This window comes from Streptomyces sp. NPDC090083, assembly GCF_044747445.1.
Taxonomy (GTDB): Bacteria; Actinomycetota; Actinomycetes; order Streptomycetales; family Streptomycetaceae; genus Streptomyces.
The window spans coordinates 37,281-50,102 of record NZ_JBIVED010000009.1; the positions used below are offsets into that span (position 1 = coordinate 37,281).

Here is a 12,822-nt window from a genome sequence, read left to right on the forward strand (position 1 = left end):
TCACTTGACCGCGATCGGGTTGACGGGGGCGCCCACCGCGCCGGTCACCGGGATCGGTGCGGCGACCAGCAGGAACTCGAAGACACCGTCGGCCGCGCAGTCCTCGGCCAGCGCCTCCAGGTCCCACATCTCGCCCAGCGGGAGGCCCATGTTGGGGATCGCTATCTGGTGCAGCGGGGACATCGCGGGCTGCGGGAACTCGTACGGCCGTACCTCAAGGCCCCAGGTGTCCGAGGCGATCGCCGCGATCTCCGTGCGGTGCAGCCAGCCGAGGGTGGTGAAGGAGAGACCGGGCGCGTCACCGGCGGCGTAGCCGCCCCAGGCGCCGAGCCGTCGGACGCGGCCCAGTTGGCCGGTGCGGATCAGGACCAGATCTCCGCGCCGGACGGAACTGGTCGCGCCCTGTGCCTCGATCGTGGCGCGGAGATGCTCCTCCAGGACGGGGAAGCCGTCCGGGAGTTCACCGTGCTCGTCGCCGACCGCGCGGCCCACGTCGAGCAGCACCCCGCGGCCGGTGAAGGCCTCCCGCATGTGCTCGATGCCGGTGACCGAGTCGCCGTCGCCGTTGACGATGGTGCACGGGCGGCCGTTCCACGCCTGCTTGTTGTCGTAGATGTGGCCAAGACCGTCCCACTGCGTGGAGGCCTGCAGCGGCATCACGACATGGTCGTCGGCGCCGCCGAAGCCGTGCGGGAAGCCCTGGGTGCCGGCCGCCGCGTCGGAACCGGTGTCCTTCATGTAGTGCACCGGGTTGATGCGCCCGCGGAACCCGCGCTGCGGTCCGGACTCGTTGAACTCCTGGGCGAGCGAGAAGGCCCGGCCACGCCGCACCAGGCCCACCGCGTGGGCGCGGATCGCGTCGTCGATGAAGTTCAGCGTGCCGAGCACGTCGTCCTCACCCCAACGGCCCCAATTGCGGTAGGCGGCACGGGCCTTGGCGAGTTCTTCCTCGATCGGACCGAGGTCGGCGGCGGTCATCGGGTACGTCCTTTCAGGAGCAGGTCGAGGGCGTTGCCCCCGGCGACGGCGGCCCGGTCGGCCGGAGCGAGCCCGGCCGCGTCCAGCCGGGCCACCGGGTCGTCGACACCCATGTCGAAGGGATGGTCGGTGCCGAGGACGACCCGGTCCGCGCCCACCGCCTCCACGAGGTGCCGCAGCGCGCCCGGCGTGTAGACCAGCGCGTCGAACCACAGCCGCCGCAGATACGCGCTCGGTGGCTCGGCGCAGCCGTGCGCGTCCTCCCGCACCCGCCAGGCGTGGTCGGAGCGGCCGATGTACGTCGGCAGATAGCCGCCGCCGTGCGCCGCCACCAGCTTCAGCCGCGGGAAGCGGTCGAGGACGCCGGTGAAGATGACATGCGAGAGCGCGACCGTCGTCTCGACCGGCTGACCGACCGTGTTCCCCAGGTAGTGGGTGGCCAGACGCTCGCCGAGGGAGCAGCCCCAGGGGTGCACGAAGACGACCGCGCCCAGCTCCTCCGCCCGTTGCCACACCGTGTCGTGCGCGGGGTCGGCCAGTTCACGGCCGTCGACCGTCGTGGAGACGCTGATGCCGTACAGGCCGTGGTCGTTGACCGCCTGGTCGAGCAACGCGACCGCCAGGTCAGGGTGTTGGAGCGGAACGGTGCCCAGGCCGTACAGGCGGCCGGGTGCGGTGGCGCAGTGGTCGGCCACGGACGTGTTGACGGTGCGGGCGAGTCGGATCGCGAGGTCGGGGTCCGCCCAGTAGTGGTGCATCGGCATCGGGCCGACCACCTGGATGTCGACGCCCATCGCGTCGAGGTCCGCGAGGCGTGTGGTGACATCCGTCAACCTCTGCGCCAGGCGCTGGAGTTGGGCCCGGTTGGCGGTCAGGGACGCGGGGGAGTGGGCGCGCTGCTCGGCCGCGAGTTCGGCGGCGAGACCCGGGGTGCCCGCGACCAGGGCGTCGGCGGCGGGGACGGCGAGGTGGCCGTGGAAGTCGACCACGGGCGAGCCGCTCACGCCGCCGCCGTCAGGGTGTCCAGGGTCTCCGACATGATCCGGGCCGGGTCGGCGCCGGGGGTGTCCGGGTGGATCTCCCAGTCGGCGAGCCGGAGGGAGTTCTCCAGCACCATCCGGACCCGGGGCAGGCGCCGGTCCATGAAGTGGTCCAGGGCCTTCTCGGTCGGCTCGTCCGTCGTCACCAGCTCCGCGAGCAGCACGGCGTCCTCCATGCACATCGCGGCGCCCTGCGCGATCAGCGGCGGGCAGGCGTGCGCCGCGTCGCCGATGACCATCGCCCGGCCGCGGTGCCAGGGTCCGTCGACGAGGATCGCCTCGATCCAGCGGTAGTCGACGGCCGTGTCGTCGGGGAGCCGGGCGAGAATGCTGCCCCAGGTCCCGCCGTACCCGGCACCGCGTTCGCGCAGCAGACCGAGCGGGGCGCGTGGGCCGATCAGGGAGGCGTCGAGGTTCTCGTCGAGGAGGTAGGCGTAGCACAGTTCGGGGGAGATCGGGCTGTAGCCGGCCTTGAAGCGGGGGCCGCCGTAGTACACCTCGGCGCAGTCCATCTCGGCCGGGCGCTGTGCGACGACCCGGAAGATCGACATGCCGACCGGGCGGGGCTCGGCGTCGATGCCGATCAGCGCGCGCAGCGCCGAGTTGATGCCGTCGGCGCCCACGACGAGGTCGTAGCGGCTGGTCGACCCGTCCGTGAAGACCACGTCCACCTGGTCCGGCGACTGGTCGAGCCGCCCGACGCTCAGCCCGAGGCGGACCCGCACCCCGTGCGCGCGCACCGCCGCGCACAGCGCGTCCTGCAAGTCCGAGCGCAACGCGCCTGCCGTGGCGGGGAGTTCGGGACCGCCGGTGTGCGGGGTGGGCAACTCGGTGAGGAGGCCGCCGTCGGCGCGGCGCAGCCGCATGAGGTCGAACGGCACCGCACGGGCCAGCACCCGGTCCAACACCCCCACGGAACGCAGCGCCTTGAGCGCGTTGCCCTGAAGGGTGATGCCATGGCCCACACCGAACCACTGCGGAGAGATCTCGGCGAGTTCCACCTCGACGCCACGCTGGGCGAGCGCGAGGCACAGCACGCTTCCGGTGATGCCGCCGCCGACGACGAGCACCTTGTGTACGGGCATGGGCGATCCTTGCGAACGTAGAAGAAGGGTTGGGGGGTCACCCCGAGAAGCGCGGCCCGAGGGCGTGGAAGTGCTCGACGACCGGCGGCGCGGCGAAGAACGGCCCGACCAGGGCCCGCCAGCGGCCGAAGGCCTCGGACTCCCGGAAGCCGACCGTGTGCGCCTCGACCGAGTCCCAGCCGACCAGCAGCAGGAAGGCCGACGGCCGCTCCGCACCGCGCAGCAGCTCGGCCCAGCAGAAGCCGTCGGCCTCGGCCAGCACCTCGCGCGCCGTGCCGAACACCGCCGCGAACTCCCGCTCCCGGCCCGCCTCGACGGTCAGCTCGGCATGCTCGACTATCACGTTCTTCTCCTCGGGAAAGTGGGTGCTCCGAGCCTGCGTGGACGCCCGACGCACGGTCAACGGATCGAGGCATCGGCAAGGGGGACGTCATCCATCCCGGACGGCGATGGACCAGCGGTTCAGCGGTGCGGCGGGGCGCGGCAGGGGCAGCGGTGCCGTGCCCGCCGGGCCGGTGATGGCAGGCATCGCGGATCGTCATTTCCGCCGCGGTCCGCGGCTGCCTAGCGTCGACGGCGAGCCCCCAGCCGTACGAGGAGAGCGCCGTGCCCGATCAACTGCCCACCCACGCCGGTCCGTTCGCGCTCGGCACGTTCGCCGCCGGTGAGGCCGTCTTCCCCGGACTGGTCACCGGTGACCGGGTGCGCGACCTCTCCGACCGCGTGCCGTCGGTCCGGGCGCTCGTCGAGGACTGGGACACCTGGCTGCCCCGGCTCGACGGCCTGGCCCGCTCCACCGAGGGGACCTGGCACCGACTGGCCGCGCTGCGCGTCCTGACCCCGGTCGAGCCCGGCCAGATCCTCCAGAGCGGCGCCAACTACCGCAAGCACGTCGTCGATCTCGTCGCCGCCGAGAAGGAGAGCGTGCACGGCGCCACCCCCGAAGAGGCCCGCGCCGACGCCGAGTCGATGATGGACGAACGCGCCCGCAACGGAGTGCCGTACGTCTTCCTCGGCTCCCCGCGCGCCCTCTGCGGCCCCTACGACGACATCGTGCTCCCCGCGCTCGGCGAACAGCACGACTGGGAGCTCGAACTCGCCCTCGTCATAGGGAGACCGGGCAGGAACATCGCGGCCGAGGACGCCATGGAGCACGTCGCCGCGTACACCATCTGCAACGACCTCACCACCCGCGACCGCCTCTACCGGCCCGACCTCAAGGCCATCGGCACCGACTGGTTCACCGCGAAGAACGCCGACACCTTCCTGCCGACCGGGCCCTTCCTGGTACCGGCGGCCTTCGTCGGAGACTTGGGCGACCTGCGGATCACCCTGCGCCACAACGGAGTCGTACGCCAGGACGAGTCCACCAAGGACATGATCTTCGACATCCCCCGGCTCATCGCGTACGTCTCCACGACCACCACCCTGCGCCCAGGCGACCTGCTGCTCACCGGTTCCCCGGCCGGCAACGGCGCGCACTGGGGCGTCTTCCTGCAGCCCGGCGACGTCGTCGACTCCGAGATCACCGGCCTGGGCCACCAGCGCAACACCGTCAGGAGCCACGCATGACCTTCCAGCCCATCACCCATCTGCGCCATGTCGACCTGGCCGTACCGGACTTCGCCCGCCAGCGCGCCTTCTACGGCACCACGTGGGGCCTGACCGAGGTCGCGGGCGACAGCGGTGTCGCCTTCTTCGCCGCCGAGGGCAGCCCCGAGCAGTACGTCGTCCGCATCCGCGAGGACGCCCGGAAGCGGATGGACCTCGTGGCCTTCGGCGCCCCATCACCGGCCGCCGTCGACGAGTTGCACGGGCGGCTCGGCCGAGCCGGAGTCCGGCTCATCGGCGAGCCGGGCGCGCTCGACACCCCGGGCGGAGGCTACGGTTTCCGGTTCTTCGACCCGGACGGGCGGGTCGTCGAGGTCTCGGCGGACGTCGAGACGCGCACCCACCGCAGGATCGAGGAGCGCGAGGCCGTCCCGGTCCGGCTCTCGCACTGCGTGGTCAACTCCCAGGACCCGGAGGGGCTACGGGACTTCTACGTCCGGCACCTCGGCTTCCGGCTCACCGACACCCTGTACTCGACGCACATGGGTGACCTCATGTACTTCCTGCGGTGCAGCCCGCTGCACCACTCCTTCGCCATCGCCCGGGGACCCCATGTGTCCCTGCACCACGCGTCGTTCGAGATGCGCGGCGTCGAAGAATACATGCGCGGCACCGGTCGGGCGCTGCGTGCCGGGACCCGGCTCACCTGGGGGCCCGGACGGCATCTCGCGGGCGACAACACCTTCTCGTACTTCCACGACCCGCACGGCAACACCGTCGAGTACACGACCGAACTCGCCGTCCTGGAGGAGGACGTGTGGCATCCGGGCCGTCATGACGTCGACGACCCGATCACCCAGGACCAGTGGGGCACCGCCGACCCGATGAGCGAGTCGGTCGCCAAGGAGCAGTTCAACGACCCCGACGTGCTCTTCGAAGCGCCCCCTGTCTGACACCCCCGTTCCCCTCCCCGGACACACCGCCCCGCCGTCCGGCACCCCTCTCCCTCGCGAACCACGCGCAGAAAGGCCGCAGTTGTGGCAGCCATCCTCAAGCACGCCGTGCCCACGTCGGAGGTGACCGCCTCCCTCGACCGGGTGCGCGAGACCGTGACCGGCGTCATCGCGGACATCCGCGCCCGGGGCGACGAGGCGGTGCGCGCCTGCTCGGAGAAGTTCGACAGGTGGAGCCCCGACTCCTTCCGGCTGACGGACGAGGAGGTCGAGAAGATCGTCGCCTCGGTGCCGCGGCAGGTCATCGACGACATCCGCTTCGTCCAGGACCAGGTGCGCGCCTTCGCCCGCCACCAGCTCGACTCCCTGCGGGAGTTCGAGGTGGAGACCCTGCCGGGCGTACGGCTCGGGCAGAAGCACATCCCGGTGCGGGCGGCGGGCGCGTACATCCCCGGTGGGCGCTACCCGCTCACCGCCTCCGCCCACATGACCATCGTCACCGCCAAGGTCGCGGGCGTGCCCCGGGTCGTCGCCTGTACGCCGCCCATCCACGGCGAGATCCCGGCCGCCACCGTCGCCGCGATGCATCTCGCCGGCGCCGACGAGATCTGGCTGCTCGGCGGAGTGCAGGCCGTGGCCGCGATGTCCGTCGGCACCGAGACGATGCGGCCCGTCAACCTGATCGCCGGGCCCGGCAACGCCTATGTCGCCGAGGCCAAGCGGCAGTTGTTCGGCGAGATCGGCATCGACCTCTTCGCCGGGCCCACCGAGATCCTCGTCCTCGCCGATGACCGGGCCGACCCGTTCGTGTGCGCCGTGGACCTGCTCTCGCAGGCCGAGCACGGCCCGGACTCCCCGGCTGTCCTGATCACCACCTCCCGCGAGCTGGCCGAGAGGACGATCGCCGAGGTGGAACGCCTCCTGCCCGGCATGCCCACCCGCGACTTCGCCGAGCCCGCCTGGCGCGACCACGGCCAGGTGCACGTCGTCGACACCCTGGACGAGCTGTACGCCCTCGCCGACGAGTTCGCTTTCGAGCACGTCGAGGTGCTGACCGCCGAACCTCGCCTCGCGCTGGAGCGGATGAGCCAGTACGGGGCCCTGTTCCTCGGTGAGGGCACCTGTGTGTCGTTCGGCGACAAGGTCATCGGCACGAACCATGTGCTGCCCACCCGTGGTGCCGCCCGCTACACCGGCGGTCTGTGGGTGGGGAAGTACCTCAAGACGGTCACCTACCAAGAGGTCACCGACATCGACTCCCAGGCGCTGCTCGGCCGGTTGTGCGGACGGGCGGCCCGCGTCGAGCTGTTCGAGGGCCACGCACGCTCCGGCGACGTACGGGCCGCCCGGGCGGCGGGCGACGAACTGCCCTGGAACACCCCATGACCTCGGACCCCGGCACCACCCCGGACCGTGGCAGGCCCCTCGACGGCCGTACGGCACTGATCACCGGCGGGGGCGGACCTCTGGGGCGTGCCTTCGCGCTGGCCCTCGCGGACTCCGGCGCCCGGGTGGTCCTGGTCGGGCGCGACGAGGCGGCGCTCGCGGAGGCGGCGGCACGGGTGGTGAAGGACGGCGGACAGGCCCGTACGGCCTCCTGCGACGTGTCCGACCCCGCGGCCGTGGATGCCCTCGCGGCGCAACTCGTTGACGAGGACGTGTCGTTGCTCGTCAACAACGCCGGAGTCGCCGGTCCCGTACGGCCGTTGGTCGACGTCGAGCCCGACGAGTGGGACGACGTGTTCGCCGCCAACGTCCGGGGCGTCTATCTGATGTGCCGGGCCTTCCTGCCGCCGATGCTGGCGGCCGGACGCGGTGACATCGTCAACGTGGCCTCGGTCAGCGGCAAGCGCCCGCTGCTCAACCGGACGCCGTACACCGCCTCCAAGATGGCGCTGATCGGCCTGACGAGGACACTCGCCGGGGAGGTCGGCCCGCGGGGAGTCACGGTCAACTCCCTCTCTCCGGGGCCGGTTCGGGGGCCGCGCATGGACCGCAACTTCCGGCTCATCGCCCAACTGACCGGCTGCACCGTCGCCGAGGCCGAGAGCGACTTCGCCTCCCGGGCCGCCCTCGGCCGGCTCGTCGAGGAGCACGAGGTCGCCCGGGCGCTCCTGGCGATGCTCGCGATGCCCGGCCTGTGCGGGGCCGACATCGACCTGTCGGCGGGGATGATCGCCCCGGCGTAGCGGCGGGGAGCGGGCGGGAGACGGTGAGGCGGACGACCCGCAAGTCGTCCGCCGCACCGGTGTGTTCAGGTCCGCACACCGGCTATGACGACTCTGTGTGACCGCCATGAAATGGTCCGCGTGATCCGAGGCATCGGACTCCTGTATGGGTGTGCCACCCGCCTGTTCGGCGGTTCTCCTGGCTGCTTCACTCCCTCGTGCGCACCTTCGGTGCCTCCGCCGGGCCGTCCGCTCTCCGCGTTCGACGGCCGGCCGGTCACACTGCGCGACGACGCATCGATCTCTGGGAAGGCAAGCAATGACGCTGATCACCCGACGCTCGGTCCTGATCGCCGGTACCGCCACGGCCGGCGCCGTACTGGTGCCCGCGGTCTCCGCCACCGCCGCCCCGACGGACCTCAAGTCCGCGAAGGCGAAAGGGAGTTCGGGGACGCGGATCTCGGTCGCGGCCGGGCAGACCTACACGCTCTCCGCGACCACCCGCGTGAGCGAACTGTCGATCGCCGACGGCGGCAGGATCGTCGCCCCGGACGGATCCGCCCTCACCCTGACCGTCGACGGCGTCGAGACCGGCCAACTGCTCACCGCCACCGGCGGAACCGACACCCTGATCCAGGCCGGCACCTACCGCGGCGATGTCGTCCTGACCGTCGCCACCGCGAACGAGGTGACGTACGAGACGCTCACCTTCCCCTTCCGGCAGGCGGTCTACGTCGACGCCGACGGCGTGGCCAGGGACAAGTCCGTCCTCGCGGCCGTCCTCGGCGGCAAGCTCACCGACGCCCGCGCCAGGAACGTGTCGATCACCTCGACCGGCGAGTGCTTCGACGGGGTCTACGTCCAGGACGCCACCTACACCCTCGACCGGCCCGTCATCTCCCTGACGGGCAACGGCCGTTGCGACTTCGCGGGCTACGGCGCGGCGGTCGTCGGCGATGGCGCGGCGACCACACTCGTCGTCGACGGCGCCCGGATCGACACCAGGGGAGTCGTCCGCACCGCCGTCATCTCCGACGACGGCGCCAACGTCATCGTCAAGGACTCCGTCGTCCGCACCCGCAACGGCGTACTCCCCGCCGACTACCGAGCCACCGTGGAAACCCCGTACATGGAGTCCGTCCCCTGGATGCTCGGACTCGACGGCAACGTCCGCGCCACCAACCTCATCGGCAAGGACAGCAAGGCGACCTACCTCAACTCGACCGTGTTCTCGGAGACCTGGGGCGCCCTGTCGGTCGAGGGCGGCAGCGGGCTCAAACTGACCGCGATCAACAGCCACTTCGGCAACACGGGGGAGTACGGCTACGGCACCTACGCCATCGGTGACGCCACCGTGCGGGTGCTCGGCTCCCGGCTCGACGTCGGCAGCTACGCGACCATCATCGCCGGTCCGGCGGCGGTCGTGCACTACGGCGACAGCACCAGGGCCGCCGTCTCCGCGCTCAACACGGAGCTGGAACTCGGCCTGTCCAAGGCCGAGTTGGCGGCCGTGCCGGTACGCAACACCGTCGTGGACTCCGGTCACTTCGGCTACATGTTCTTCGGCGCGGGCGACCTCACCCTCGACGGCGGCACGGTGATCAACTCCGAACGGGCCACCTTCCTCAACAAGGGCCAGCAGACCACGATCAGCGTCGACGGCTCGCAGGGCGCCCGGCTCAACCCGCGCGACGGGATCATCCTCCAGCTGATCGAGCTGGACGACCCGGGCCCGGTCGACGTCGACGGCAAGATGATGAACATCGGCGTCTACACCGAGCCCACCGGCGACCCGGTGAAGGACGCCGGCTTCGACCCGACCGCCGTGCACGCCACGGACGGCGCCGCCACCTTCAGCTCCATCGCGCTGAAGGGCGACTTCTACAACGGCATGCGCACGGGCAAGAACATGGTCCTCACCTTCGAGGACGCCAGTGTCGAAGGCGTCATCTCCGCGACCAGGGCCGAGCACCGGGTCTCCAGCATCGACGCGTCGACCTTCTACGAGCTGGGCATCGTCACCAACACCGCGCGGGCCGCCGTCAACAACGGCGCGATCGTCCGGCTGGACAGCGGCTCGACGTGGACGGTCACCGGCACCTCGTACCTGACCCGGCTCGACCTCGCCGCCGACGCGGCCGTCAGGGCGCCCCGGGGCAGGAAGGTCACCCTGACGGTCGACGGCACCGCCACGGCCCTCACCCGGGCCGGACCTACACCGGCGCGCTCACCCTCACCGTCGCGTGAGCCGGGGCGGAGGCGCGGGACTCAGCCGAGGCGCGCCTCCGCCTCCTTCGCGATCCGCTCGAACTGCGCGCCCATGGCCGCCTGAAGGGCCTGCGCCCCGGACAACGGCCGCACCATGACGGTCAGTTCGTCGATCAGGCCCTCCTCGTTGACATGGATGAAGTCGCACCCGGTCAGCTCGCGGTCGCCGACCCGCGCGGCGAACAGCAGCGCGTGGTCGGTGCCGTCCGGGTCGCCGATCTCCCGGACGTAGCGGAAGTCCTCGAAGACCCGGGCCACCCCGTGCAGGATCGCCGCGGTGATCGCCTTGCCGGGGTACGGCTTGAACACGACCGGGCTGGTGAAGACCACGTCCTCGGCCAGCAGCGCCTCGACGGCGTCCATGTCCTGCGCCTCGACGGCCTCACGGAACGCGCGCATCGGTTCACCTCATAGTCAATTAGTTGAGTAGGTGTGGATGAGACTAATCAACGGCTGTTAGCGTGTCCACATGTCCCTTAAGTACGCGGTCCTCGCGGCCCTCCTGGAAGGGGAGGCCTCCGGCTACGAGCTGGCCAAGGTGTTCGACGTGTCGCTCGCGAACTTCTGGCCCGCGACACCGCAGCAGCTCTACCGCGAACTGGAGCGCCTCGCACAGGACGGCCTCATCGAGGCCCGGGTCGTCCAGCAGGAACGCAGGCCCAACAAAAGGATGTTCACGCTCACCGAGGCCGGCCGGCACGACCTCGACGCCTTCGCCGCCGAGCCGCCCCGCCGCCCCACCGCCATCCGTGACGAACTCCTCATCAAGATCCAGGCCATGGACGGCACCGCCCCCGCCGTAACCCGCGCCCTGATCGAGGAACGCGCGTCCTGGTCGCGCGGCAAACTCGACCGCTACGCACGCGTCCGGGACCGGCTCCTCGCCGGCCGGACCGAGGAGGAGTACCTCCGGGACACCGACCGGGTCGGGCCGTACCTCACGCTGATGGCCGGGATCTCCTTCGAGGAGGAGAACCTGCGCTGGTGCGAGCGCGTTCTCCAGGTCCTGAAGCGGCGCGTTGCCCTAGGCTGACCCGGATGTTCAGCCCCGAAGGCCCCAGTCTGCGTGAACTCGCCGTCCAGGCACTGTCGTCCGTCGAGCACGGCTACGACCTCCTCGCGCCCAAGTTCGACCACACCCCCTTCCGCACCCCGGACCCGCTGCTCGACGCGGTGGCCGCGATGCTGCGCCGCGTCGGCACCTTCGACGACGGACTCGACCTGTGCTGCGGCACCGGAGCGGGCGTCGAGGCGCTGACGAAGGTGTGCCGAGCGAGCGTCACCGGCGTCGACTTCAGCACCGGGATGCTGGAGGTGGCGCGGGAGCGCGTACAGAGCGGCGGACCCCGCGTCTCCTGGGTGCGCGGCGACGCCAGGGCACTGCCGTTCGCCCCCGCCTTCGACCTGGTGGTGAGCTTCGGGGCGTTCGGGCACTTCCTGCCCCGCGAACTGCCGGGACTGTTCGGCCAGGTGCAGTCCGTGCTGCGGCCCGGCGGCTGCTTCGCCTTCCCCGTCGTCGCACCGCCGCGCCCGGCCTCGCCCGCGTACTGGATGCTGTCCGGCTTCGACGCGGTGATGAAGGCGCGTAACGCCCTCTGGCGTCCGCCGTTCGTCATGTACTACCGCGATTTCCAACTCGGCCTGGTACTGCCGGAGTTGGAGCGCGCCGGATTCGCCGTCGACCTGTACGCCCTGCCGGAGTTCGGGCCGCGCGACGACGGCAGCCCCCGCGTCCGCATGGTCGCGGCGCGACGGCTGCCGTAGCCGGAGCGGGTCCTAACAGGTCGCTGCCGCCGCCGACTTGACGACCTTCGTGACCAGGTCGGGGTGGGAGACCATCGCGACGTGCGAGGAGTCCACGACGGTGGTGTGCGAACCGGCCCGCTTCGCCTCGAAGCGTTCCAGGTCGGGTGCGATCGCGCGGTCCTGCGCCGCCACGACCGCCCACGAGGGGATGTCGCGCCAGGCCGCCGCGGTGGCGGCATCCGTGAACGCCGCCGCGCTGATGGGGCGTTGGGAGGCGCCCATGAGCGCCGACGTGGCCACCGGGAGGTCGGCGGTGAACACCGCGTGGAACTTCGCCGTCTGGATCGCCAGATCGGTGCCGCCCGCCCCGTCGGGCAGCGGCTGGAGCGCGTCGCCCAGCTGCGAGCCGGGGAACCGCGCGGCCAGTTCGCCGAGTTGCTCGCCCTTGTCGGGCATGAAGGCCGCGACGTACACGAGCGCCTTCACGCTCGCGTCGCCCGCCGTCGCCTGACTGATCACCGCGCCGCCGTAGGAATGTCCCACGACGACCTTCGGGCCCTCGATCGTCGCGAGGAGCGCGGTGAGATAGGCGCCGTCCTTGATCAGCCCGCGCAGCGGATTGGCCGGGGCCACCACCGGGTAGCCCGCCTTCTGCAGCCGCGAGGCCACGGCCGACCAGCTGGACGCGTCGGCGAACGCCCCGTGCACCAGGACCACGGTGGGCTTCGGCCCTGAGCGCGAAGCCCCGGCGGCGGACGCCGCCGAGGCGGGAAGTGCGGTGGCCGCGAGGGTACCGGCCGCGACGGCCGCCCCCAGAAGCAGAGGTCTCCGGGAAATCGTCATCGGTGCGCTCCAGTCGAGGTCGAGGAGATCGGCGTCGTGCGCGTACTGGTCCATGCCCGGCGGTCCTCAGTATGCGTGGGCACGGGCCCGGCAGTCCGGCGTACGGCCCCACTCGGTGCGGGACGGCACCGTTGTCGCGGCCTGGGCGATCTCCTACGCTGAGCGTCGAGTGGCCAAGCGTGGTGTCCGG

General features: G+C 71.4%; 13 protein-coding genes. 7 read left to right on the forward strand and 6 right to left on the reverse strand.

All coding sequences use genetic code 11. The features are described 5' to 3' along the window. The 4 genes from ACIPTO_RS28755 to ACIPTO_RS28770 are packed head-to-tail and all read right to left on the reverse strand — an operon-like array spanning nt 1 to nt 3,446. Complete coding sequence (locus tag ACIPTO_RS28755; protein WP_366320131.1) at nt 1-978, reverse strand: cyclase family protein; 978 nt, start codon at nt 976-978, stop codon at nt 1-3. Then, the gene (locus tag ACIPTO_RS28760) at nt 975-1,982 is read right to left on the reverse strand and encodes an amidohydrolase family protein (RefSeq protein WP_401196856.1); all 1,008 of its coding nucleotides are present in this window, start codon (nt 1,980-1,982) and stop codon (nt 975-977) included. Before ACIPTO_RS28760 ends, ACIPTO_RS28755 begins: the two co-directional genes overlap by 4 nt. Next, complete coding sequence (locus tag ACIPTO_RS28765) at nt 1,979-3,103, reverse strand: FAD-dependent monooxygenase (protein ID WP_401196859.1); 1,125 nt, start codon at nt 3,101-3,103, stop codon at nt 1,979-1,981. Before ACIPTO_RS28765 ends, ACIPTO_RS28760 begins: the two co-directional genes overlap by 4 nt. A gap of 37 nt (nt 3,104-3,140) precedes the next feature. Beyond that, on the reverse strand, nt 3,141-3,446 hold the full coding sequence (locus tag ACIPTO_RS28770) for an antibiotic biosynthesis monooxygenase (RefSeq protein WP_366320125.1): 306 nt from the start codon (nt 3,444-3,446) through the stop codon (nt 3,141-3,143). A 263-nt stretch (nt 3,447-3,709) separates the two neighbouring features. Here ACIPTO_RS28770 and ACIPTO_RS28775 point away from each other — a divergent pair, with 263 nt between their 5' ends. The 5 genes from ACIPTO_RS28775 (at nt 3,710) to ACIPTO_RS28795 (ending at nt 10,107) form a co-directional block, all read left to right on the forward strand. Beyond that, nucleotides 3,710-4,675, forward strand: coding sequence for a fumarylacetoacetate hydrolase family protein (locus tag ACIPTO_RS28775; protein ID WP_401196861.1), 966 nt, complete (start codon nt 3,710-3,712; stop codon nt 4,673-4,675). Continuing rightward, the gene (locus ACIPTO_RS28780; protein WP_366320121.1) at nt 4,672-5,607 is read left to right on the forward strand and encodes a VOC family protein; all 936 of its coding nucleotides are present in this window, start codon (nt 4,672-4,674) and stop codon (nt 5,605-5,607) included. The genes ACIPTO_RS28775 and ACIPTO_RS28780 overlap by 4 nt, the downstream gene beginning before the upstream one ends. 84 nt (nt 5,608-5,691) lie before the next feature. Continuing rightward, nucleotides 5,692-6,993, forward strand: a complete 1,302-nt coding sequence (gene hisD / locus ACIPTO_RS28785; protein WP_401196864.1) for a histidinol dehydrogenase — start codon at nt 5,692-5,694, stop codon at nt 6,991-6,993. Then, nucleotides 6,990-7,796, forward strand: coding sequence for an SDR family NAD(P)-dependent oxidoreductase (locus ACIPTO_RS28790; RefSeq protein WP_401196866.1), 807 nt, complete (start codon nt 6,990-6,992; stop codon nt 7,794-7,796). The genes hisD and ACIPTO_RS28790 overlap by 4 nt, the downstream gene beginning before the upstream one ends. 298 nt (nt 7,797-8,094) lie before the next feature. Then, nucleotides 8,095-10,107 carry a hypothetical protein gene (locus ACIPTO_RS28795; protein ID WP_401196868.1) on the forward strand — a complete coding sequence of 671 codons (2,013 nt, stop codon included), beginning with the start codon at nt 8,095-8,097 and terminating at the stop codon, nt 10,105-10,107. On the opposite strand, the gene ACIPTO_RS28800 is transcribed toward ACIPTO_RS28795, so the two are convergent. Continuing rightward, entirely contained in the window at nt 10,044-10,442 is a 399-nt protein-coding gene (locus ACIPTO_RS28800) for a nuclear transport factor 2 family protein (protein ID WP_366320113.1), read from the reverse strand. The two genes, ACIPTO_RS28795 and ACIPTO_RS28800, sit on opposite strands and share 64 nt — an antisense overlap. Nucleotides 10,443-10,512: 70 nt before the next feature. On the opposite strand from ACIPTO_RS28800, the gene ACIPTO_RS28805 reads away from it, so the two are divergent. Further along, the gene (locus ACIPTO_RS28805) at nt 10,513-11,076 is read left to right on the forward strand and encodes a PadR family transcriptional regulator (protein WP_401196871.1); all 564 of its coding nucleotides are present in this window, start codon (nt 10,513-10,515) and stop codon (nt 11,074-11,076) included. A 5-nt stretch (nt 11,077-11,081) separates the two neighbouring features. After that, nucleotides 11,082-11,807, forward strand: coding sequence for a class I SAM-dependent methyltransferase (locus ACIPTO_RS28810; RefSeq protein ID WP_401196874.1), 726 nt, complete (start codon nt 11,082-11,084; stop codon nt 11,805-11,807). A gap of 12 nt (nt 11,808-11,819) precedes the next feature. Here ACIPTO_RS28810 and ACIPTO_RS28815 read toward each other — a convergent pair whose 3' ends face one another. Beyond that, nucleotides 11,820-12,686 (reverse strand): alpha/beta fold hydrolase, encoded by an 867-nt coding sequence (locus tag ACIPTO_RS28815; protein ID WP_401196877.1) that lies wholly within the window; start codon nt 12,684-12,686, stop codon nt 11,820-11,822. Nucleotides 12,687-12,822 lie beyond the last annotated feature (136 nt).

What these genes read in the sequence shown, in the direction of transcription:
- ACIPTO_RS28795 (WP_401196868.1), top strand. Translation starts at nt 8,095, where the DNA reads ATGACGCTGATCACCCGACGCTCGGTCCTGATCGCCGGTACCGCCACG.
- ACIPTO_RS28815 (WP_401196877.1), bottom strand. Translation starts at nt 12,686, where the DNA reads ATGGACCAGTACGCGCACGACGCCGATCTCCTCGACCTCGACTGGAGC.
- ACIPTO_RS28805 (WP_401196871.1), top strand. Translation starts at nt 10,513, where the DNA reads ATGTCCCTTAAGTACGCGGTCCTCGCGGCCCTCCTGGAAGGGGAGGCC.
- ACIPTO_RS28755 (WP_366320131.1), bottom strand. Translation starts at nt 978, where the DNA reads ATGACCGCCGCCGACCTCGGTCCGATCGAGGAAGAACTCGCCAAGGCC.
- ACIPTO_RS28810 (WP_401196874.1), top strand. Translation starts at nt 11,082, where the DNA reads ATGTTCAGCCCCGAAGGCCCCAGTCTGCGTGAACTCGCCGTCCAGGCA.
- ACIPTO_RS28765 (WP_401196859.1), bottom strand. Translation starts at nt 3,103, where the DNA reads ATGCCCGTACACAAGGTGCTCGTCGTCGGCGGCGGCATCACCGGAAGC.
- ACIPTO_RS28800 (WP_366320113.1), bottom strand. Translation starts at nt 10,442, where the DNA reads ATGCGCGCGTTCCGTGAGGCCGTCGAGGCGCAGGACATGGACGCCGTC.
- ACIPTO_RS28780 (WP_366320121.1), top strand. Translation starts at nt 4,672, where the DNA reads ATGACCTTCCAGCCCATCACCCATCTGCGCCATGTCGACCTGGCCGTA.
- ACIPTO_RS28790 (WP_401196866.1), top strand. Translation starts at nt 6,990, where the DNA reads ATGACCTCGGACCCCGGCACCACCCCGGACCGTGGCAGGCCCCTCGAC.